Annotated in this window: 15 protein-coding genes and 1 riboswitch; of the genes, 7 read left to right on the forward strand and 8 right to left on the reverse strand. The window is 69.7% G+C overall.

All coding sequences use genetic code 11. The features are described from left to right. Positions 1–15 precede the first annotated feature (15 nt). Positions 16–1,197, reverse strand: coding sequence for an EamA family transporter (locus HWW87_RS10230; RefSeq protein WP_175820191.1), 1,182 nt, complete (start codon positions 1,195–1,197; stop codon positions 16–18). Between the two features lie 512 nt (positions 1,198–1,709). Here HWW87_RS10230 and HWW87_RS10235 point away from each other — a divergent pair. Further along, entirely contained in the window at positions 1,710–2,063 is a 354-nt protein-coding gene (locus HWW87_RS10235) for a type II toxin-antitoxin system RelE/ParE family toxin (protein WP_174430646.1), read from the forward strand. Beyond that, positions 2,060–2,341, forward strand: coding sequence for an XRE family transcriptional regulator (locus HWW87_RS10240; protein ID WP_175820192.1), 282 nt, complete (start codon positions 2,060–2,062; stop codon positions 2,339–2,341). The genes HWW87_RS10235 and HWW87_RS10240 overlap by 4 nt, the downstream gene beginning before the upstream one ends. 25 nt (positions 2,342–2,366) lie before the next feature. On the opposite strand, the gene HWW87_RS10245 is transcribed toward HWW87_RS10240, so the two are convergent. The 3 genes from HWW87_RS10245 to HWW87_RS10255 all read right to left on the reverse strand — a co-directional run bounded on the left by HWW87_RS10245 (position 2,367) and on the right by HWW87_RS10255 (position 4,161). Beyond that, entirely contained in the window at positions 2,367–3,155 is a 789-nt protein-coding gene (locus HWW87_RS10245; protein ID WP_175820193.1) for a molybdopterin-dependent oxidoreductase, read from the reverse strand. A 29-nt stretch (positions 3,156–3,184) separates the two neighbouring features. Next, positions 3,185–3,817, reverse strand: coding sequence for a cytochrome b/b6 domain-containing protein (locus HWW87_RS10250; protein ID WP_174430649.1), 633 nt, complete (start codon positions 3,815–3,817; stop codon positions 3,185–3,187). 71 nt (positions 3,818–3,888) lie between these two features. Continuing rightward, on the reverse strand, positions 3,889–4,161 hold the full coding sequence (locus HWW87_RS10255; RefSeq protein ID WP_175820194.1) for a pentapeptide MXKDX repeat protein: 273 nt from the start codon (positions 4,159–4,161) through the stop codon (positions 3,889–3,891). A 229-nt stretch (positions 4,162–4,390) separates the two neighbouring features. Next, a riboswitch (TPP riboswitch) is annotated at positions 4,391–4,507 on the forward strand. A 124-nt stretch (positions 4,508–4,631) separates the two neighbouring features. Between HWW87_RS10255 and thiC the strand changes: the two genes are divergently transcribed. The 5 genes from thiC to HWW87_RS10280 all read left to right on the forward strand — a co-directional run bounded on the left by thiC (position 4,632) and on the right by HWW87_RS10280 (position 10,335). Continuing rightward, a complete protein-coding gene (thiC, locus tag HWW87_RS10260) occupies positions 4,632–6,563 on the forward strand; it encodes a phosphomethylpyrimidine synthase ThiC (RefSeq protein WP_011545021.1) in 1,932 nt (643 codons plus the stop codon). Between the two features lie 230 nt (positions 6,564–6,793). Further along, on the forward strand, positions 6,794–7,006 hold the full coding sequence (locus tag HWW87_RS10265) for a glycine zipper 2TM domain-containing protein (protein WP_059573926.1): 213 nt from the start codon (positions 6,794–6,796) through the stop codon (positions 7,004–7,006). 214 nt (positions 7,007–7,220) lie between these two features. Then, positions 7,221–7,460, forward strand: coding sequence for a hypothetical protein (locus HWW87_RS10270; RefSeq protein WP_175820195.1), 240 nt, complete (start codon positions 7,221–7,223; stop codon positions 7,458–7,460). A gap of 142 nt (positions 7,461–7,602) precedes the next feature. After that, on the forward strand, positions 7,603–8,529 hold the full coding sequence (locus tag HWW87_RS10275; protein ID WP_175820196.1) for a DMT family transporter: 927 nt from the start codon (positions 7,603–7,605) through the stop codon (positions 8,527–8,529). 525 nt (positions 8,530–9,054) lie between these two features. Then, positions 9,055–10,335 (forward strand): EAL domain-containing protein, encoded by a 1,281-nt coding sequence (locus HWW87_RS10280; protein WP_175820197.1) that lies wholly within the window; start codon positions 9,055–9,057, stop codon positions 10,333–10,335. A 51-nt stretch (positions 10,336–10,386) separates the two neighbouring features. Here HWW87_RS10280 and arfB read toward each other — a convergent pair whose 3' ends face one another. From arfB to recC, 4 genes are read right to left on the reverse strand one after another with little or no spacing between them, the layout of a single operon-like run. Next, complete coding sequence (gene arfB, locus HWW87_RS10285) at positions 10,387–10,791, reverse strand: alternative ribosome rescue aminoacyl-tRNA hydrolase ArfB (RefSeq protein WP_175820198.1); 405 nt, start codon at positions 10,789–10,791, stop codon at positions 10,387–10,389. Beyond that, complete coding sequence (locus HWW87_RS10290) at positions 10,788–13,115, reverse strand: AAA family ATPase (protein WP_175820199.1); 2,328 nt, start codon at positions 13,113–13,115, stop codon at positions 10,788–10,790. Before HWW87_RS10290 ends, arfB begins: the two co-directional genes overlap by 4 nt. Then, positions 13,112–16,822 (reverse strand): exodeoxyribonuclease V subunit beta, encoded by a 3,711-nt coding sequence (gene recB, locus HWW87_RS10295; protein WP_175820200.1) that lies wholly within the window; start codon positions 16,820–16,822, stop codon positions 13,112–13,114. Before recB ends, HWW87_RS10290 begins: the two co-directional genes overlap by 4 nt. After that, the gene (gene recC, locus HWW87_RS10300) at positions 16,819–20,157 is read right to left on the reverse strand and encodes an exodeoxyribonuclease V subunit gamma (RefSeq protein WP_175820201.1); all 3,339 of its coding nucleotides are present in this window, start codon (positions 20,155–20,157) and stop codon (positions 16,819–16,821) included. Before recC ends, recB begins: the two co-directional genes overlap by 4 nt. Positions 20,158–20,201: the final 44 nt, after the last annotated feature.

A 20,201-nucleotide genomic window follows, 5' to 3' on the forward strand; every position in this document is an offset into this window, starting at 1 on the left:
CCGGCCACCGCGGCGTCACGCGTCGGTGCGCGAGGCGGCCGGCTCGGCGGCGGCGGGCGGCGGCGCGAACGCCGGGGCCGGGTCGATCACCGCGGCGGGATCCATCACCGCCGCGGGCGTCGGCACCGCGAGCGGGACGGCGGAAGGCGCGAGGATCGGCGCCGCATCCGGCGCGGCGATCGGCTCGGCGACGGACGAAACGTCCGCCGTCACCGCCTGCTCGGCCGCCACGGCCGGCGAACTGGCAGCCGCGGCTGCCGCCGCTGGCCGGCGCGCCGGATCGAACACGAACGACAACCCGACGCTGCCGAGGATCGCGACGGTCGCGACCACGGTCGCCATCGTCACCGGTTCACCCAGCAGCAGCGCACCGAGCGCGACCGCGACGATCGGGTTCACGTACATGCAGCTGCTCGCGATGATCGGGCTCGTGTGGCGAATCAGGTAGCCGTACGCGACATACGCGGCCATCGTGCAGAACACCATCAGGTACACGAACGCGAACACCGGCCCGACGGCCAGCTGTTCGACGCGTTCGCCGAGCAGCCACGCGACGATCGTCGACATCAGCCCGCCAAGGCCGATCTGCAGCGACGTCGACAGAAACAGGTCGGACGGCAGCTTGAGCCGCGTCGCGAGATGCGCGCCGCCCGCCCAGAACAGCGCGCCGGCCAGCACGCAGATCGTGCCGAGCGCCGAGTTCGCGACGGCCGAGCCGCTCGAATTCAGCACGACGATGCCGACCATCCCGAGCGCGACGGCCGCCCATTCGCCCTTCGTCACCGGCCGCCCGGCCACCGCCGCGATCACGGTCGCGAACAGCGGCACCGTGGCCACCATCACCGCGGCCGAACCGCTGCTGACCGTGCGCATGCCGAGCGCGATCGTGCCGGACGACAACGCGACGAGCATCGTGCCGACGATCGCCGAGTTGCGGATTTCCAGCAGCGTCGGCCATTCGGGCTTGCGCCGCAGCGCGAAGATGAACAGGCCGATCCCGCCGAGCAGGTTGCGCAGCCCCGACAGCAGCAGCGGCGGGAACGACTGCAGCGCGAAATGCAGCCCGCTGTAGGTCGAGCCCCAGACGAAATAGATGAAGACGAGCGCCAGCGCCACCCGGCCGCCGCGGCTTTGCGGCAGGCGGATCCGGAACGAAAAGCGGGCGAGGAAATCGAGGAGGCGGTCGAGCGGCGTCATCGTGCAGCCCGCCCGCACGTCACGCCGCGTGCTCCGCTGAAAGACGCCGGCAATGCCGGCAAACGGTCCACGCGGGACCGGGAAGGCAGAGCGAACGTGCGGAACGACATGGCAGTGCGAACGGCGACGAAAGAGAACCGGCAAGCGGCGGCAAAAGGGCAAAAAACGGGGCAAAAAAAACGTGCGCAACCGCGTCGGCTGCACACGCTCGGCATTATGGCATCAAGGATTCGAAAGCATCGTCGGACATGTCTGAAAGCATATCGACTGATGTTTCGGCGCGACATTTTGCGGACGACGGACCGGTGAAATCCAGGGCCGGATACGCAATGCGGGGATTGCCGGCGGATGGGAGGCATGCCGGCGTCACCATGCGCAGCCGTTGATCCAGCATCGGCCTGACGACCAGTCATGCGCGCCGGTGCTCGCGTCGCGTCTATCGTGACGGACGGCATGCCCGCCTGCGGGCGCGCGCAGCCTTTCTCCGACACTCACACCACCCATACAAAATTTTGTATAATCCAGACATTCTTCCGCCGAAGCCGGTCGTTTTCGTCGGCACCGCGCTGGCCGATCTCCGCGGCTTTCCGCTGCCCGCGCGACGCGAAGCCGGCCACCAGATCGACCAGGTGCAGCGCGGCCTCGCGCCCGACGACTGGAAACCGATGCGCACCATCGGCGTCGGTGTGCGGGAAATTCGCCTGCGCGATGCGAGCGGCGCATTCCGGATCGTCTACGTCGCGACTTTCGCCGCAGCCGTCTACGTCCTGCACTGCTTCCGCAAGCAATCGTCGCGCACGAACAAGACCGATATCGACCTCGCCGCCCGCCGCTATCGGTCGCTGATGATGGAGTTGAAACGATGACCAATGAACGTTACGCGAACGTCTGGGACGCAATCGAAAGCGAGCCGGCGCAGGCCGCGAACATGAAGCTGCGCTCCGAACTGATGATCGCGCTCAAGCATCGCATCGCGCGGCTCGAACTGAGCCAGGCCGAGGCCGCGACGCAACTGGGCGTCACACAGCCGCGCGTCTCCGACCTGATGCGCGGCAAGATCAACCTGTTCGGGCTCGACGCGCTCGTGAACATGGCCGCGGCAGTCAGCCTGCGCGTCGATCTCCAGGTGCGCGAATCCGCGTGACGCATGCGCACGGCACACGCCCCGCTCACGATCCGCCGAACCAGTTGTAGCCCTGATCGACCCAGTAGCCACCGGGGAACGTATCGGTCACGAAGATTTCCATGATGTGCTTCGGGTTCTTGTAGCCGAGCTTGGTCGGCATCCGCAGCTTCATCGGGAAGCCGAATTCCGGCGGCAGCCGGCGGCCGTCGTAGTCGAACGCGAGCAGCGTCTGCGGATGCAGCGCGGTCGGCATGTCGATGCTTTCGTAGTAGTCGTCGGCACATTTGAAGCCGACGTATTTCGCACCGGTATCGGCACCCGCGCGTGCGAGAAACGCGCCGAACGGCGTGCCGCCCCAGCGGCCGATCGCACTCCACCCTTCCACGCAGATATGCCGCGTGATCTGTTCCGCGTGCGGCAGCGCCCGAAGCTCGTCGAGCGTCCACACGCGCTTGCCCGTCACGCGGCCGGACAGCATGAGCCGATAGGACGATTCGTCGACGTGCGGCACGTCGTCGATTCCGTAATACGCATTGAACGGGAACGGGCGCGTGATGTCGGCCTCGGTGTAGGTCGGCGCGAGCTGGCCGGGGTTGAACAGCCACGCCTGCACGCGATCGTTCATGCGCGACACTGTCTCGAGGAACGTATTGACCGACGCGTCGTCCTTCAGCGTGCAGCCAGTCAGCATCGTGAGGCCGCCGAGCGTCAGCACGCGCCGGTTGAAGAGCCGCCGCGACGGCATCTCGAGCTCGCGGCGCACGTCGAGTTCGAGCGATTTCCGGTCGAGCGTCCAGCGCGGCTCGCTACGGTTTTTTTCGGATTCCGACATGATGATTTCCTTCGCCCGCGGCTTGCGGGTCAGCGGCCGCGCAGCATCGCGAGCAGCGAGCGCGGTACCAGCAGCGCCATCGCGACATGAACGACAAAGAAAGCGACCAGCAGCGACATCGCCCAGAAGTGCACGATGCGCGCGTTGTCGTAACCGCCGAACAGCTCGCGCAGCAGCGGGAATTGCACCGATTTCCAGATCGTGAGCCCCGACAGCACCAGCACGACGAGATCGACGATCGCGGTCAGGTACGCGGCACGCTGCACCGCGTTGTAGACGCTCAGGTCGTCGTGCGCCAGCCGCCCGCCGAGCGCGGCGCGCACGTCGCGCCACACCGACGCAGGCGTCACGGGCAGCAACTTGCGCGCGAAGCGCCCCGTCGCGATCGACATCGCGAGATAGAACAGCCCGTTGCCGACCAGCAGCCACATCGCCGCGAAATGCCATTGCAGCGCGCCGCCGAGCCAGCCGCCGAGCGTGATGCCGTGCGCGAACGTGAACGACGGATAGATCGGCGACGCATCGTAGATGCGCCAGCCGGACAACGCCATCAGGATCGCCGCGAGCGCGTTGAGCCAGTGACTCACACGCACCCACGGCGGATGGATCGTGCGCGTGGGCGGCGTCGCCGGTGCGCGATCCGTGGCAGGGACGGTTTGCATGATGAAGACTCCGGGAGTGATGCGCCGGGACGCGATGCGGCCCGCAGCCGGCCGCGCCCCGCACGTATCGGTCAGTTCGACGGGCTCATGGTGTCCTTCTTCATCGCGTCGCCCTTCGACATTGCGTCGTGGCCCATCGCGTCCTTCTTCATCGCATCCTTCTTCATCGCGTGCTTCTTCATGCCGTCCTTCTTCATCGCGCCGTCCTTCGCCATCGCGTCGTGGCCCATCGCGTCCTTCGACATCGACGAATCGTCCTTCGACATCGCGTCGTTCTGCGCATACGCGCCCGTGGCAACCGTGGCGAGGGCAGCAACGCAGGCGGCAATCAGTACTTTTTTCATGACACTTCTCCGAAACATGGGTTTGAGGAGCCGAATAGACGGCGCACGTCGCGGGAAATGACAGTCGCGGCAAAATTTATTTTAGGTCGTGCGAAGACGCGCGTTGCTGCACCGCGCGAGCGCCGCCGGCCGGGGCGCCGGACCGCCGCGGCCCGTCATGCTGCAACCGCACGCGCGCGAACGATCCGTCCCGGTTGAAACCGCCGCAAACCCGGTGTATCGTGTGCCCTTGCTAACGCGGGGGTCCTGCAATGCGTTCGGTCAAACAACCGGCATTGCGGGTGAGAAATACCCTTTGAACCTGATCTGGATAATGCCAGCGCAGGGAAGCGTACGGATTTCGCCGCCATCCTTCTGACGAAACCCGCCGCCTCACCAAGCCTCGTCTCCTGCTTAGCTCGAGCCCCACATTCGTCAAGGGCTCCGGGCAAGCGCCGAAGCGCCTGTCCGGCGCTCACACAGGAGATTGCATGAACGCCAATCCGAAGTTTCTGTCTGCCGACGCCCACGTCGACGCCGCTGCCGTCGCGCCGCTGCCCAATTCGCGCAAGGTGTATGTCACCGGCTCGCAGCCCGACATCCGCGTGCCGATGCGCGAGATCACGCAGGCCGACACGCCGACCGGCTTCGGCGGCGAGAAGAATCCGCCGATCTACGTGTACGACACGTCGGGCCCCTACACCGATCCGGACGCGAAGATCGACATCCGCGCGGGCCTGCCCGCGCTGCGCCAGCGCTGGATCGAAGCGCGCGGCGACACCGAGGTGCTCCCCGGCCTGTCGAGCCAGTACGGCCTCGAGCGCGCGGCCGATCCGGCCACGGCCGAGCTGCGTTTCCCAGGCCTGCACCGCAACCCGCGCCGCGCGCAGCCCGGCAAGAACGTGACGCAGATGCACTACGCGCGTCAGGGCATCATCACGCCGGAAATGGAATACATCGCGATCCGCGAGAACCAGCGCCGCGCCGAGTACATCGAGAGCCTGAAGTCGAGCGGCCCGAACGGCGCGAAACTCGCCGCGATGATGGGCCGCCAGCACCCGGGCCAGGCGTTCGGCGCCGCGGCCTTCGGCGCGAACGCGCTCGCCGAGATCACGCCGGAATTCGTGCGCGACGAAATCGCGCGCGGCCGCGCGATCATCCCGGCGAACATCAACCACCCGGAATCCGAGCCGATGATCATCGGCCGCAACTTCCTCGTGAAGATCAACGCGAACATCGGCAACTCGGCCGTCACGTCGTCGATCGGCGAGGAAGTCGACAAGATGACGTGGGCGATCCGCTGGGGCGGCGACACGGTGATGGACCTGTCGACCGGCAAGCACATCCATGAAACGCGCGAGTGGATCATCCGCAACAGCCCGGTGCCGATCGGCACGGTGCCGATTTACCAGGCGCTGGAAAAGGTCAACGGCAAGGCCGAGGACCTGACCTGGGAAATCTTCCGCGACACGCTGATCGAGCAGGCCGAGCAAGGCGTCGACTATTTCACGATCCACGCGGGCGTGCGCCTGCAGTACGTGCCGCTCACCGCGAACCGGATGACGGGCATCGTGTCGCGCGGCGGCTCGATCATGGCGAAGTGGTGCCTCGCGCATCACAAGGAAAGCTTCCTGTACGAACACTTCGAAGAGATCTGCGAGATCATGAAGGCGTACGACGTGAGCTTCTCGCTCGGCGACGGCCTGCGCCCCGGCTCGATCTACGACGCGAACGACGAAGCGCAGCTCGGCGAACTGAAGACGCTCGGCGAGCTCACGCAGATCGCGTGGAAGCACGACGTTCAGGTGATGATCGAAGGCCCCGGCCACGTGCCGATGCAGTTGATCAAGGAGAACATGGATCTGCAGCTCGACTGGTGCAAGGAAGCGCCGTTCTACACGCTCGGGCCGCTGACCACCGACATCGCGCCGGGCTACGACCACATCACGTCGGGCATCGGCGCCGCGATGATCGGCTGGTTCGGCACCGCGATGCTGTGTTACGTGACGCCGAAGGAACACCTCGGCCTGCCGAACAAGGACGACGTGAAGGAAGGGATCATCACGTACAAGCTCGCCGCGCACGCGGCCGACCTCGCCAAGGGTCATCCGGGCGCGCAGGTGCGCGACAACGCGCTGTCGAAGGCGCGCTTCGAGTTCCGCTGGGAAGATCAGTTCAATATCGGTCTCGACCCGGACAAGGCGCGCGAATTCCACGACGAAACGCTGCCGAAGGATTCGGCGAAGGTCGCGCACTTCTGCTCGATGTGCGGCCCGCATTTCTGCTCGATGAAGATCACGCAGGACGTGCGCGAATTCGCGGCGCAGCAGGGCGTGTCGGAAACCGAAGCGCTGAAGAAAGGGATGGAGGTCAAGGCGGTCGAGTTCGTGAAGACCGGCGCCGAGATCTACCACCGTCAGTAAGCGCGCAGCGAGCCGCACCGGCTCGTATCGCGACGCACAAAGCCCGCTTTCGAGCGGGCTTTTTTGCGCATGCCGCGTGCCTGCCGGCCCAGGCGAAACAATTGATTACGAAACCGCGCGAGCCTTAACAAGTCCTTACAGTAGCGCCGCGGGACGGCGCGTAGATTGGGGACATGCGCGGCCGCCAGGCGGTTGTGCGCCTTCCGTTCACTACCACAAGGACAACGATCATGAACTCGATTCGGCGTTTTGGGGTATGCGCTCTCCTCGTCGCGACGGTAGCCAGCCTGTCGGCCTGCGATTCGATGTCGCGACGCCAGCGCGATACGGCAATCGGTGCGGGTGTCGGCGGCGTCGCCGGCGCGGCGATCGGCGGCAACGCGCTGTCGACGCTGGGCGGCGCGGCGGCCGGCGGCATCATCGGTAACCAGATCGGCAAGTAAGCAGCCCGACATCGGCCGGTTGGGCGTCGCCCAGCCATCGGCCAGTCGGTTCAACGGCGTTTCCGCACTGCGGAAGCGCCGTTTTCGCATGCGGCGATGCAACAGGCGCGGACGCCACCCCGAAATGATCGGTTACCGTTTTTCATACCGTGTCATTAGTACTCGGCCTAAGCTTGAAGCATCTGCCGATAGCCGGCTCCGCCGGAGACACATCATGAACAGGACCTTCGTCGCCGCAGCGCTTGCCTGCGCGACGCTTGCCGGCTGCTACTACCCGTACGGCTATTACACGGCGGCGCCGGTGCCGGTACAGCCCGCGCCCGTGTATGTCGATCCGGGCCCGGCCTACTACTATCCGGCGCCTGCGTATGCGCCCGCATGGGGCAGTTATTGGGGCCCGGCGCTGTCGCTCAATTTCGGCTTCGGCGGACGCGGCGGCTGGCGTCATCACTGATCGGCCGCGCCGCGCGGTCGGCGTTCCGCCGCCGGTGGCAAGCGGCGGATTCCCGTTTCTTGTCGTTTCATCCGATCGTGAAACGACGGCGCGGTAACGCGGTGTAAGATTCTCCGCATCCCGTCCCCGCCCTCGCCGATCGATGTCGCCCAAGAACGCTTTCCTGCTGACCGTGCTCGCCGCCCTGTGGGGCGCATCCTTCCTGTTCATCCGGATCGGCGTGGTCGATTTCGGCGTCGCGCCACTAATGGCGCTGCGCGTGGGCATCGGCGCGCTGTTTCTCGCGGGCTTCGCGCTGACGCGCTTCAAACCCGCCGATCTCGGCGCCCGTCTGCGCCGTCATGCGTGGCCGCTGTTCGTCGTCGGCGCGCTGAATTCGGGCATCCCGTTCTGCCTGTTCGCGTTCGCCGAGCTGACGCTGTCGGCCGGCGTGACGTCGGTGATCAACGCGACGACGCCGCTGTGGGGCGCGCTCGTCGCTTACCTGTGGCTGAAGGACAAGCTGTCGCTGCCGCGCGCGCTCGGCCTCGTCATCGGGTTTGCCGGCGTGCTCACGCTCGTGTGGAACCAGATCGCGAACGCGCACGGCGACACGGGCGCCAGCGCGACCGCGCTCGCCGCGGCGGCCGCGCTCGGCGCGACGCTGCTGTACGGCATCGCGGCCAACTATACGAAACGCAAGCTCGGCGGCGTCGATCCGCTCGTCAACGCAGCCGGCAGCATGATCGGCTCGACCGTCCTGCTGCTGCCGTTCGCGATCGCGACGTGGCCGGCCGCGCCGGTCGGCGCGCACGCATGGGGGTCGGTGCTCGCCCTCGGCGTCGCGTGCACGGGCATCGCGTATTTCATCTTCTTCTACCTGATCGCGCATGTCGGGCCTGCCCGCGCGATTACCGTGACGTTCGTGATCCCCGTGTTCGGGCTGCTGTGGGGCGCGCTGTTCCTCGGCGAACACGTGTCGGTCGTGATGATCGAAGGCTGCGCGATCGTGCTCGTCGGCACCGCGCTCGCAACCGGCGTGATCAAGCGGATTCCCGGCGTCCGACCGCGCGGCGGCGAGGCGGCCTGACGATCGGCGCGCCGGGCGCGCACGAACCGCCGCCGGTCGCCCGTCGCCCGTCGCGCGGCAATGCCGGTGGCGACGCGACGCGGGTGTGCCCACGCGCCGCCGATCGCACTGCGGCGCGCGGGCATTCGACTCATTCGACTCATTCGTCTGACGGGGGCCGCCGGCCGGCGGGATTTCCCGCATCAGCCTGCGCATCGCGCGGCAGCGACGCATGGTCACGCCGCCGCCCTGTCGCGGGATTGTCATCTGCCGCTGCGGCGCGCTTCGTTTCGCGATGGTCATGCACCGTACGCATGCATGCGGCGTCGGTCGCCGCGCCGCTGCGCGCGGGCCGGAATCGCGGTGTACCGTTTGCGTCTGGAGTTACCCTGATACGCGCGCCGCGGCAATCCCGTTACACTCGGAAAACTTATCCGCAGAAGGCGGTTTCGATGCCCCACGTTCTTTCGCGTCCGCCTGCGCATGCGGCTGCATCGGCGTGGCGGTGCGCGGCCGCCCCGCCGCCCGTTCCCGGGCACCGTTGACATGAAGTCCACCCGCGACCTGTCGCTCGACGCGCTGCTCGAACGCCTCACACCGACGCCCCACGGCTGGCTCGCCACCTATCGCACCACGACATTGCGCAGCGTGTTCCAGCCCGTGCTGTCGATCACGCACAAGCGCGTCGTCGGCTACGAGGCGCTGCTGCGCGTCGTCGACGGCAACGGCACGCTGGTGTCGCCCACCGCCCTCTTCGACAAGACCCGCGGCGACGCCGACGCGCTGCTGCTCGACCGGCTCGCGCGCTGCCTGCACACGGCCAACTTCGTCACGCAGGGAATCGGCGACGGCTGGCTGTTCCTGAACGTGACGCCGCGCGTGCTCGACACGGGCCTCGTGCAGCGCGAGTTCGTCGAGGCGCTGTGCCGGCATTTCGCGCTGCCGCCGAACCGCATCGTGCTGGAAGTGGTCGAGCAGCCGGCGCGCGACGAAGCCGCGCTCGCCCGCACGATCGACATGATCCAGCATCGCGATTTCCTGATCGCGATCGACGATTTCGGCACCGGTTTCTCGAACTTCGACCGCGTGTGGCGGGCGCGGCCCGACATCGTGAAGCTCGACCGCTCGCTCGTCGAGCGTTCGACCGCCTCGGCCGACGATCGCCGCATCATGCATCACCTCGTGTCGATGCTGCACCAGGCCGGCGCGATGGTGCTGGCCGAAGGCGTCGAAAGCGACGACGCGCTGCAGGCGCTGATGGAAGCCGACATCGATTTCGTGCAGGGTTTCCAGTTCGGTCAGCCCGATGCATCGATCGCACACGCGAGCGCGGCGGCGCCCGCGATGCTCGATGCCGCGTGGCGGCGCTTCATCGCCCGCCGGCACACGCCGGCGACCGCCGAGCAGCCGGGCTTCGACGCGATCGAACGGCTCGTGCTCACCGGCGCGGCCGCGTTTTCGGCGAGCGGCAACCTACAGGACGCCGCGCAACGCGTGTTCGCGGTGCCGGCCGCGCGTCGCGTGTTCGTCACGGACGAGACCGGCGAACAGTTCCTGCCGTCGATCGGCGCACCGCTCGACGACAGCCAGGCGAGCGTGACCCGCCTCTCGCCGCTGTTCCCGGAAACCCACAGCAACTGGTCGCGACGCCCGTATTTCCAGCGCGCGATCGCCGCCCCGGGGCGCGTCGCGCTGATGGGCCCGCACTTCTCGCTGACGGAAGGCCGCGACTGCTATACGGCCGCCGTCGCGATCCGCGCGCAGAGCCGGCTCGTCGTGTTCTGCGTCGACTTCGTGCTCGACAGCGCCGGAACCATCATGCGGTAACCGGCGCGCACGGCGGGCGGGCGCGGGCGACGGGTATCTCCCCTTCGTTCGTCAGTCGACCACCTTCCCGCGCCCTGATTTCACCACGGCGCGGCGCGACTTGTGCTCGAGCCGCCGCTCCTTCGACGCGCGCGTCGGCCGCGTCGCAACCCGGGCGCGCGGCGTGTACGCGACACCGCCGATCAGCGCATCGAGCCGTGCGAGCGCGGCCTCGCGGTTCTTCTCCTGCGTGCGGTATTCCTGCGACTTGATCACGACGATGCCGTCGCGCGTGATGCGCTGGTCGGACAGCGCGAGAAGCCGCTCCTTGAGGACCGGCGGCAGCGACGACGCGCGGATGTCGAAGCGCAGATGAATCGCGCTCGATACCTTGTTCACGTTCTGCCCGCCCGCGCCCTGCGCGCGCACGGCGGTCCATTCGACCTCGGCCGGATCGAGCGTGTAGCGGATCATCATCGCGAAGCCTCCGTGCGGCGCCGGGCGAGCGCCTCGTCGACGCGGGCCGCGAGCCCCGAATCGCGCTGCGTGCGCGTCGCGACCGCCTGCGCCAGCACGCGCCGCGGCCCGATCACCTGCACGCGCGTGCGCGCGCGCGTGACGGCCGTATAGACGAGCTCGCGCGTGAGCACCCGGCCGAACGACGCGGGCAGCACGAGCGCCGCTTCGTCGAATTCCGAGCCCTGTGATTTGTGCACCGTCAGCGCGAACGCCGTTTCGTGCGGCGGCAGCGCGGCCGGCGACACCGCGCGCGCGGTGCCGTCCGCGCGCCGGAACCACACGCGCAGCACGCCGTGCGCGTCGGGCAGCGCAATGCCGATGTCGCCGTTGAACAACCCCAGCGCATAGTCGTTGCGCGTGACCATGATCGGCCGCCCGGTGAACCAGTGCGCGCCGACCGCGAGCGGCACGCGCGCCGCCTGCCGCACATGCGCGGCCACCAGCGCATTGACGTGCTCCGCGCCGCGCGAGCCGTTGCGGGTCGCGCACAGGATCCGGAACCGGTTGAGCGCGTCGAACAGCGGCAGCGGATCGGGCGCCGGCGCGGCCAGCGCGTCGCGCAACGCATCGAGGTAGGCGCCGAAGCGCCGTGCGAGCCGCTCGACCGTCGACGACGCCAGCGTGTCGCCCGCATCGTCGTGAAACGATGCGGCTGCCGAGTCGTCGGCGGGCAGCGCATCGAGCGCCGCCTGCACGTCGCCGCGGCGGATCGCGAGCGACAGCCGCCCGATCGGCGAATCGAGACCGAAGCGGTAATTGCGTTCGAGCCACACGACGCAGTCCGCGAGCGGCGCCGGAGCGGGCGTGCCGGCGGACGCGGCAGCGGCGGCGGCGGCGGCGGCGGCGGCGGCAGCGGCTTCGCCGGTCAATGGTGATGCCGCCGCCGTCATCGATGCAAGCGCCGCGTCGCCTGCGTCGAACGGCGGCAGCTCGACAGTGTCGAGCCATGCGAGTTCGTCGGCCTCGATCCATGCAGGCGCATTGTCAGGTGGGCCGGCATCGGCCGGTGCCGACTCGGCTGACGGCGACGACGCGATGTCGGTCGACGACACTTCGTCATCCTGCGGTTCGTCGTCGAAGAGCGACGCCTGTCGCGCATCGACTTTCGGCCGAGACGCCGATTTGCGTGAAACAGGCGCAGCTGCCGATGGCAGCGCCCGTGCGGAAACGGAAACCGGCTTCACCGCCGGAACCGCCGGCGGCTCGGCTTCATCCGGCACCGGCAACGCCGCGACGAACGCCGCCTCGTCGACGCCCAGCGCCTGCGCGATGCGCGTGCGCGCCGCGGCGGTGAACGCCGGCCGCGCGCTCAGCTCCGCGAACACGGCGCCGGCCTCGACCGCGGCCAGTTGATCCTTGTCGCCCAGCAACACGAGCCGCGCGCCCGGCGCGAGCGCGTCGAGCAGATGCGCGGCGAGCGCAACGTCGATCATCGACGCCTCGTCGACGACGATCAGATCGTACGGCAACGGATTGTCGCGATGATGCCGGAAGCCGGCCGCCCCGCCGCCGCCCAGCAGCCGATGCAGCGTGTACGACGTGTCGGGCAGGCGCGCCGCGAGCTCGGGCGGCAGATCGCCGGCGCGCGCGTGCAGCGCCTCCTGCATCCGCTGCGCGGCCTTGCCGGTCGGTGCGGCCAGCGCGATGCGCAGCCCCGGGTGCGCGTCGAGCAGACAGGCCAGCACGCCGACGACGGTCGTCGTCTTGCCCGTGCCCGGCCCGCCGCTGACGATCGTCACGCGGCCGGTCAGCGCGACGATCGCCGCCACGCGCTGCCAGTCGACTTCGCCGGTGGCCGGCCCGAAGTAACGGGCGAGACTGTCGCGCAACCGGTCGGGCGACAGGCCTTCGTCCGGCGCGGCGACACCGGCCTGCGCGACGAGCGCATCGGCGAGCCGCCGTTCGTAATCGAAATAGCGCGACAGGTACAGGTGATCGAGCCGGTCGACGATCAGCGGCCGCTCGTCGCCGCGCGCGAGCGTGCCGAACGCGACCACGCCACTCGCGGCGAGCGCGGCGCGCACCTCGTCGAGCGATGCTTCGTAGCGCTGCGCGAGCGCGCCAAGCGCCACGCACACGTGGCCGCCGGCGGTCGCGCGGCTCGTCGCGAACGCGGCGCGCGCCGCCCAGCGTGCCGACGCGGACGGCGCACCGGCACGTCGCGCGAGGTCGCCGATGCGGCGCGCGAAGCCTTCCGCGAGCGCGATGCCGAAATCGGCCGGCTCGGGCAGCCGCGCGACGAGGCCGCCGGTGAATTCGAGCATGTCGTCGGATGCGGTCATGCGCGGCCCCCTTCCATCATCCGGTCGAGCGCGTCGACGAGCGCGCGCGCGGGCCGCTGCGCATGCACGCCGGCCGGCTCGCCGCCGCTGCGCCAGCCGGGCCGCACGCCGCGCACGAACAGGTACAGGTAACCCGCGATGTGCGTGTCGTAGTCGTAATCGGGCAGCCGGCCGCGCAGGTAGCGATGCAGCGCGACCGTATAGAGCAGCGCCTGCAGGTGATACGCGTGATCGGCCATCGCGACGTCGAGCGCGCGCGGGCCGTAGGCATCCGGCGTCGTGCCGAGGTGGTTCGACTTCCAGTCGACGATCCAGAAACGGCCGTCGTGTTCGACGATCATGTCGATGAAACCCTTGATGAAACCGGCGAGCGTGCCCGCCTCCAGTGCCACGTCCGGATAGCCGTGCGCGACCAGCAGCCGGCGCAGCGCCGTCAGGTCGAGCGACGGCGCCGGGAACAGGAAGCCCATTTCGTCGAGCCGCTTCGCCGGATCGAGATCGGCGAGCCGCATGCCCGGCACGAGCTCGGTGTGCACGACGTCGTCGACGAGCCGCGCCATCATCGCCGGCAGGCGCGCCGCAAGATCCGGCTCGGCCTCGACCGGCCGGTCGTGCAGCGCGCCGAGCGCGGCCTTGTGCCACGATTCGGGCTCCTTAAACCGGCTGAGCTCGAACAGGCGGTGCAGGCATTCGCCGGCCGCCGCGCCGCGCGGGAACACGAGAATGTCGTCGTCCGGCGGGTCGGCCACGACCGTATCGGCCAGTATCAGTTCGCCGTCCGGCGTCACCGCGGCAAGCGCATCGTGATCGGGCCGCAGTTCATCGTCGGGCACGGCCGCGACGCCCGCCTCCTCGCGCGCTATCGACGCGGTCAGCGAGCTGAAGCTCGCCATCCGCCACGCATCGCGCAGCACGCGTGTCGCATGGCGCGCCGCGAGCGTCTGCGACGCGTCGTGCCCGGCCGCGAGGCGCTCGCGGCGCGCCGGCACGGGCAGCGGCGCGACGCTCACGGGGCCGCCCGCGAGCGCACGCCATGCCGCATCGAGCGCGGCTTCGTCGGGCGGCTCGTCGAGCCACGCATCGAACGCATGGCCGGCACCCGCGACGAGCCAGTTGAGCACGCTGCGCCGCGCTTCGCGCGTCGAGCGCGACGACAGGTAGGGCCCGGCGACGACATAGCAGCGATACACCGCGCGCGTGAGCGCCACGTAGACGAGCCGCGCGCGTTCCGCGGCCTGCTCGCGCAGCGCCTGCCGCGCCGCCTGCGCGGCCGCCTCGTCGTCGCATCCGTAATGCAGCACCGCATCGCCCGCGTCGTCGTGATACTCGCGCGCATCGGGCAGCGCGGACGACGGCGGCTCGCGCAGCCCGCCGTCGTTCAGGAACGGACAGAACACGATCGCGTATTCGAGCCCCTTCGACTTGTGCACCGTGACGATCTGCACGAGATTGCGATCGGACTCGAGCCGCAGTTGCGCTTCCTCGCCGCCGCCGTCGAGCCGTTGCGCGGCGAGCCAGCGCAGCGTCGGCGCGATACCGGGCTGCGCGGATGCCCGCGCCTGCGTCAACTCGGCCAGATGGTTGATGTCGGTCACGCGGCGCTCGCCGTCCGCACCGGCCATCAGCCGTTCGGCGATCCTCAACTCGCGCGTGAACGTGCGCCACATCACCGCGAAACCGCGTTCGCGCCACACCAGCCGATACCGCGAGAAGCGCTCGACCCAGCTCATCGCATCGACACTGTCGGCCGCCGACGCGCCGGGTGGCGCTCCGCCGTCGCCCTGCTCCATGCGCCACAGCGCGCCGGCATCGAGCCCGAACCAGTCGGACGCGAGCGCCGCGCGCAGACGCCGCAGGTCGCCCGGCGCATCGATCGCCGCCAGCACGCGTTCGAGCTGTTCGGCGTCGCCGGTCGAGAACACCGACGCCTGCGCCAGCTCGACGCTGCCGATGCCCCACGTCGCGAGCACGCGCTTCACGAGGCTGCCCTGCCGGTGTGTCTGCACGAGCACCGCGATGTCGCCCGGCGACAACGGCGTGTCCCCCATCCGCACGCGCCCTTCACGCGCGCCGCGCATCAGCCGCGCGATCTCGGCCGCGCAGGCCTGGGCAGCCTGTGCTTGCGCATCCCGCTTGAGCAGCGTGCCTTCGCCGCCCGGCAGCGCCCACACCCGGAAATCGCCGGCCGGGCCCGGATCGGTTTCGTCGACGAACGGCGCACGCACGCGCGTGCCGGCGCGCACCGCGTAATAGTCGAGCCCGTCGAGCACGAACGCGCGCGGATTCGACATGAAGAAGCGGTTGCATGCATCGACGATCGCGGGCGTCGAGCGCTGATTGACCGCGAGCGTATAGCACGCGCTCGCCCGCGCGCGCGCGGCGAGGTAAGTATGCAGATCGGCCGCGCGGAAACTGTAGATTGCCTGTTTCGGATCGCCGACGAGAAACAGCGGGCCACCCGGCGCGAAGATCCGGTCGAAGATCGCGAACTGCAGCGGATCGGTATCCTGGAACTCGTCGATCAGCGCGGCCGGATAGCGTGCGCGCAGCGTCTCCGCAAGCCACGGATGCGCATGCAGCGCGTGATACAGGTTCGCGAGCAGATCGTCGAACGATACGACGCGCCGTGTGCGCTTGCGCTCGGCCAGCTCGCCCGGCGCCATGTCGAGCCAGTCGGCGATCAGCGCGAGCCAGCGCGCGCGCTGCGCGGCCTCGGCAGCGGCCACGGCCGCTTCGAGCGCGTCGGCCACGTCGAAGAACGCGTGGGCGGGCGTCGCACCGCCTTTTTTCGTCGCCTTGGTCAGCGCGGTTTGCGTGAGCTTCAGCGCGGCTTTCGGCAAGGCGGCCGTCGCGGCACCCTGCTCGAAATGCACGGCCCACGCGGCGAGCGCATCGGCGACCGCGTCGGGCTTGTGCGAGCGTTGATTGAGCGCGGGCTGCGCGGCGCGCAGCAGCGCATCGATCGCGTCGCGCTCGGCCGCCCACATGCGCGCGGCTTCCGCGAAGCATTCGGCGGCCGCCGCTTCGGCCGATTCGTCCGGCTCGGTCACACCGTCCCAGCGCAGCGCGGCGAGCGGCTTCTTCAGCCGGCGTGCGAGCTGCGCATCGAGCGCGGCCGGGCCGGCCCCCGATTCGACGAGCCAGGTCGCGAAGCCCGGCCAGCGCGCGGCCGCCGGTTCGACACGCGTGCGCCAGAAATCCGCCGCGAGTTCGAAGCGCAGCGACGCATCGTCGGCCTCCATGTCGAACGCGAACGGCATCGCGGCCGCGAACGGCGCTTCCTGCAGCGCGCGCTGGCAGAACGCGTGGATCGTATGGATCGCGGCCTGATCGAACGCGCGCAGCGCGCGCCGGATCCGCTTCGCGGCCGTCTCGGGATCGAGCGCGCCGCCTTCACCGAGCGTGGTTTCCAGCAAGCGTGCGATGAACGGATCGCCGCCGTCGTCGCCCGTGTCGAGCGCATGCGCAAGCTGCGCGAGCCGGCTGCGAATCCGCTCGTGCAGTTCGGCCGTCGCCGCTTTCGTGAAGGTCACGACGAGGATTTCGTCCGCGCCGAGATCCTTTTCGAGCAGCAGGCGCACGTACAGCGCGCAGATGTTCCAGGTCTTGCCGGTGCCGGCCGACGCCTCGATCTGGTTGACGCCGTCGAGCGGGCACGCGAACACGTCGAGTTCGAGCGCCGCCTGCTGCTGCGACACGGCGCTCATGCGACCTCCTTCAGATGCTCGACGAGCGGCTCGAACACGAGCCGCGCGAGCGTACCGAACGGCTCGTCGAGCGACGGATGCGCGCCGCGCCACGCGATCGCGATGGCCGGATCGTCGGCTTCGCTCACGACCCGCTCGTTGATCCACACGCTCGCGGCCTTGGCCTCGCCGTCGGACACCCGCGCCCACGCACTGCGCGGGAAAAACCGCAGCGGCATGCGCCGCCCCGCGCGAAACAGCGCGGCCAGCGGCGCGAGCCGTTCGAGCGGCGCCGCGACGGGCGTCAGCTCGAACGCACCGCCGCTGCCGAACCACAGCGTGCGGCGCGGGCCGTCGGGCTCGATCGCACAGTAGACGAGATGCGCGAGCCACGCGGACAGGTAATCGCGTGCGCTCGGCCGCGCATAGCGATAGATGACCTGCCCCGCCGGCGTCAACCGGTTCAGCGTGCCGTGCAATTCGAGCGGCGCGCTCACCGCGTCGGCCGCCAGCATTGCGTCGTCGGCGCCGAACAGCGCCTGCTCGATGTCGGGCCACTTCGGCACGACGGTGAGCGAAAACGGCCGCCGCTCGATGCCGTCGCCCAGCGCGCGGCGCACGTTCGACGCAAGCTGCGTCATCGAACCGAGCGCCTGGTCGCGCCACACCGCGCCCGTCGCGCCGCCGGGCAGTTCGGGGCTCGCATCCGCAATGCGCAGCGCGTGATCGTACACGCCGCCGTCGCCCGCTTCGATCAGGAGCGGCAGCACGCGCTCGGCAAGCGCGTCGCTGCCGGCAAAGTCCAGCGCGAACGGCTCGGTATCGAGCAGTTCGGCCTGCGCGTCGGCCAGCACGATGCCGAGCCGGCCACGCAGCAACGCACGCGCCGGATGGCGCCAGAAACGTTCGAATTCGCTGAACGCGACGGGCTCGACCGGCTCCGCCGGCAGCGGCTGCGCGAAGAACGGCTGCTCGCGCGGCCCGTCGCGCGACGCTTCGGCGGCCAGCAGCGACGCGAGCGTCGCCCGCTCGGCGTCATACGAAACGAGTTGGCTGCCCGGCTGGAAATACGCGGCCGCGAACGGTTGCAGCGGATGCTCGACGATGAACGCGCGCCGTGCGGCATCGACCGCGTCCGGTGCGGCGCCGGGCCCGGCCGCGACGATCGCCAGATGATCGAGCAGTTCGTCGACGAGCGCCGCGGGCGGCAACGGCGCATTGTCCCGAATGCTGCGGCCCGTATAGGCGATCAGCAAGCGGTCGCGTGCGGCGAGCAACAGGTCGAGAAACAGATTGCGCTCGTCGTCGCGGCGCTGCCGGTCGCCCAGCTTCGGCAGCACGGCCATCAGGTCGAATTCGTCCGCGCGCGCGAGGCTCGGCAGCACGCCGTCATCCATCCCGAGCAGGCAGACGACGCGATACGGCAGCCCGCGCAAGCTCGTCAGCGACGAGAACGTGACGCCGCCCCACGGCACGCCGCCGCGGGCCGGATCGTCGAGCGCCGCCGCGAGCCCCGCGCGGACGACGGCCGCCGGCAACGCCTCGTCCGGCGCGCCCTCCGTCATCGCGGCCAGCATCGCGTCGAGCGCGTCGCGCACGCCGGCCAGCGCGTCCGCATACGCGGCGCCCGAATCGAAGAAGCGCGCGAGCGTGTCGGCAAACAGTTCGCTCCAGCCGCGCGGCGTGTGCGACTCGGCGAGCCGCCGCGCGAAGCCGTCGAGATCGTCGGTAAACCGCGCGAGCCGGCCGAGCAGTTCGGCCTCGCTGCCCGTGGCCGCCTCGATCGGCAGCCATGCGCCGATCGGCGCCGCGCCTTCGGGCATCGCATAGCCGAGAAAGAGCCGCGCGAGCGCATCGGAGAACGTATGGCGCGGCGCGGGCACGGCCGCGTCGTCGCTCGCGAGCGGCGACAGCCCGCGCCGCGCGCCGGCGGCCGCGAGCCAGGTCTGCACCGTTTCGAGCGCGGCCGCGTCGATGTCGTAGCGCGCGGCCACCGCATCCACGCGCAGCCATTCGACCAGCTCCGGCGCGCCGACCTGCCGCTCCGGCAACGCGAGCCAGTCGAGCAGCACGCGTGCGACCGGGTTCGCCTGCGACGGCGGCAGGCCGGTGATCCGGTAAGGCACCCGCGCACCGCCGGCGCCGGCCGTGCCGAACACCGCGTCGATCAACGGCCCGGCCGCGGCGAGATCGGCCACCGCGACGAGCACGTCGGACGGCTGCAGGCTCGCATCGGCATCGAACCACGCGAGCAGCCGGTCGTGCAGCACCTCGAGCTGGCGCGCGAGGCTGTGGCACACATGCACCTCGATCCCGCGCTCGACCGGCGTGTCGCCGATTTCGGCCTCCGGCTGCAGTTCGAGGATCGCGTTCTGCACGCGCGCGAGCCAGGTGGGTGCGGGATTCTCGACGAAACGCGACGCATCGCCCGACGCGGCGCTTTCGGTCAGTTCATGCAGCATGTGCAATTGCGCCTGCGTCTGCCTGCCCCATTCGGCGAGCAGCGGATGGCCGACTTCCTGGTAGTCGCGCCGCCCGGCCGCATCGAGCGCCTCGGCATGCGCGGCGGTCACGATGTCGAACCAGAATTCGCGGCACGGGTTCAGCGCGTAGACGCGCACGTCGATCCAGCGCGACAGTTCGCGCAACAGCGCGACGTGCAGCGGCGGCATGGTCGGCAGCGCGAACACGCTGACCGATTCGGGCCAGTCGGCACGCGCGAGCGCATCGGCATCGAGATGGCGCGCTTCGACGAGGAAGCGGTGCGCGGGCGGCGTGCCGCTGTCGCTCAGCTCGGCGAGCAGCGCGCGCCACAGCGCGGCCTGCCAGCGCTCGTCGTCGCGTGCGGCGTCGCTGATCCCGCGCGGCGCGCCGTCGCCCGCGAGCACCGATTCGCCGGCCTGCCACGCGGCCAGCCATTCGGGGCGATAGGTCAGGTAGTGATCGAGCACGGCCGCGACGCGATGGGCCAGTTCGTAGCGCATCGCATCGTCGGAGGCCGACAGATACGCGGCCAGCCGCGGCGACGCGAGCCACGGCGCACCGTCGGCCGCCTGCGCGAACAGCCGGTAGCAGCGCCACACGAGCCGGTCGGGCGCGAACGGCGAGCGCGCGGGCACCGTCAGCACGCGGCCGATCTGCGCCCACAGCCACTGCGCGAGATAGGTGAACTCGACGTTCGCGCACACGCCGTTGCGCGCGGCGATGTCGAGCTCGAGGCGGCGGCGCAGCGCCGCGCTCGGCACGATGACCTGTTGCGGCGCCCACGGGCCGTTGCGGGCCGGGAACGCGGCCAGATCCTCGAGCAGCGCGTCGGCCAGCGTTTCGTGACGGTTCGAATAGAAAAGATGGAGCATGAGGCGGGCGTCGGAACCTCGCACCGACGGGGCCGGGCGAACAG

The organism is Burkholderia sp. BCC0419 (assembly GCF_902830285.1).
Classification (GTDB): Bacteria; Pseudomonadota; Gammaproteobacteria; order Burkholderiales; family Burkholderiaceae; genus Burkholderia.

Coding starts and splice junctions, on each gene's coding strand:
- HWW87_RS10250 (WP_174430649.1), bottom strand. CDS start 3,817: ATGCAAACCGTCCCTGCCACGGATCGCGCACCGGCGACGCCGCCCACG.
- thiC (WP_011545021.1), top strand. CDS start 4,632: ATGAACGCCAATCCGAAGTTTCTGTCTGCCGACGCCCACGTCGACGCC.
- HWW87_RS10255 (WP_175820194.1), bottom strand. CDS start 4,161: ATGAAAAAAGTACTGATTGCCGCCTGCGTTGCTGCCCTCGCCACGGTT.
- HWW87_RS10270 (WP_175820195.1), top strand. CDS start 7,221: ATGAACAGGACCTTCGTCGCCGCAGCGCTTGCCTGCGCGACGCTTGCC.
- HWW87_RS10280 (WP_175820197.1), top strand. CDS start 9,055: ATGAAGTCCACCCGCGACCTGTCGCTCGACGCGCTGCTCGAACGCCTC.
- HWW87_RS10275 (WP_175820196.1), top strand. CDS start 7,603: ATGTCGCCCAAGAACGCTTTCCTGCTGACCGTGCTCGCCGCCCTGTGG.
- recC (WP_175820201.1), bottom strand. CDS start 20,157: ATGCTCCATCTTTTCTATTCGAACCGTCACGAAACGCTGGCCGACGCG.
- HWW87_RS10245 (WP_175820193.1), bottom strand. CDS start 3,155: ATGTCGGAATCCGAAAAAAACCGTAGCGAGCCGCGCTGGACGCTCGAC.
- recB (WP_175820200.1), bottom strand. CDS start 16,822: ATGAGCGCCGTGTCGCAGCAGCAGGCGGCGCTCGAACTCGACGTGTTC.
- HWW87_RS10240 (WP_175820192.1), top strand. CDS start 2,060: ATGACCAATGAACGTTACGCGAACGTCTGGGACGCAATCGAAAGCGAG.
- HWW87_RS10265 (WP_059573926.1), top strand. CDS start 6,794: ATGAACTCGATTCGGCGTTTTGGGGTATGCGCTCTCCTCGTCGCGACG.
- arfB (WP_175820198.1), bottom strand. CDS start 10,791: ATGATGATCCGCTACACGCTCGATCCGGCCGAGGTCGAATGGACCGCC.
- HWW87_RS10230 (WP_175820191.1), bottom strand. CDS start 1,197: ATGACGCCGCTCGACCGCCTCCTCGATTTCCTCGCCCGCTTTTCGTTC.
- HWW87_RS10290 (WP_175820199.1), bottom strand. CDS start 13,115: ATGACCGCATCCGACGACATGCTCGAATTCACCGGCGGCCTCGTCGCG.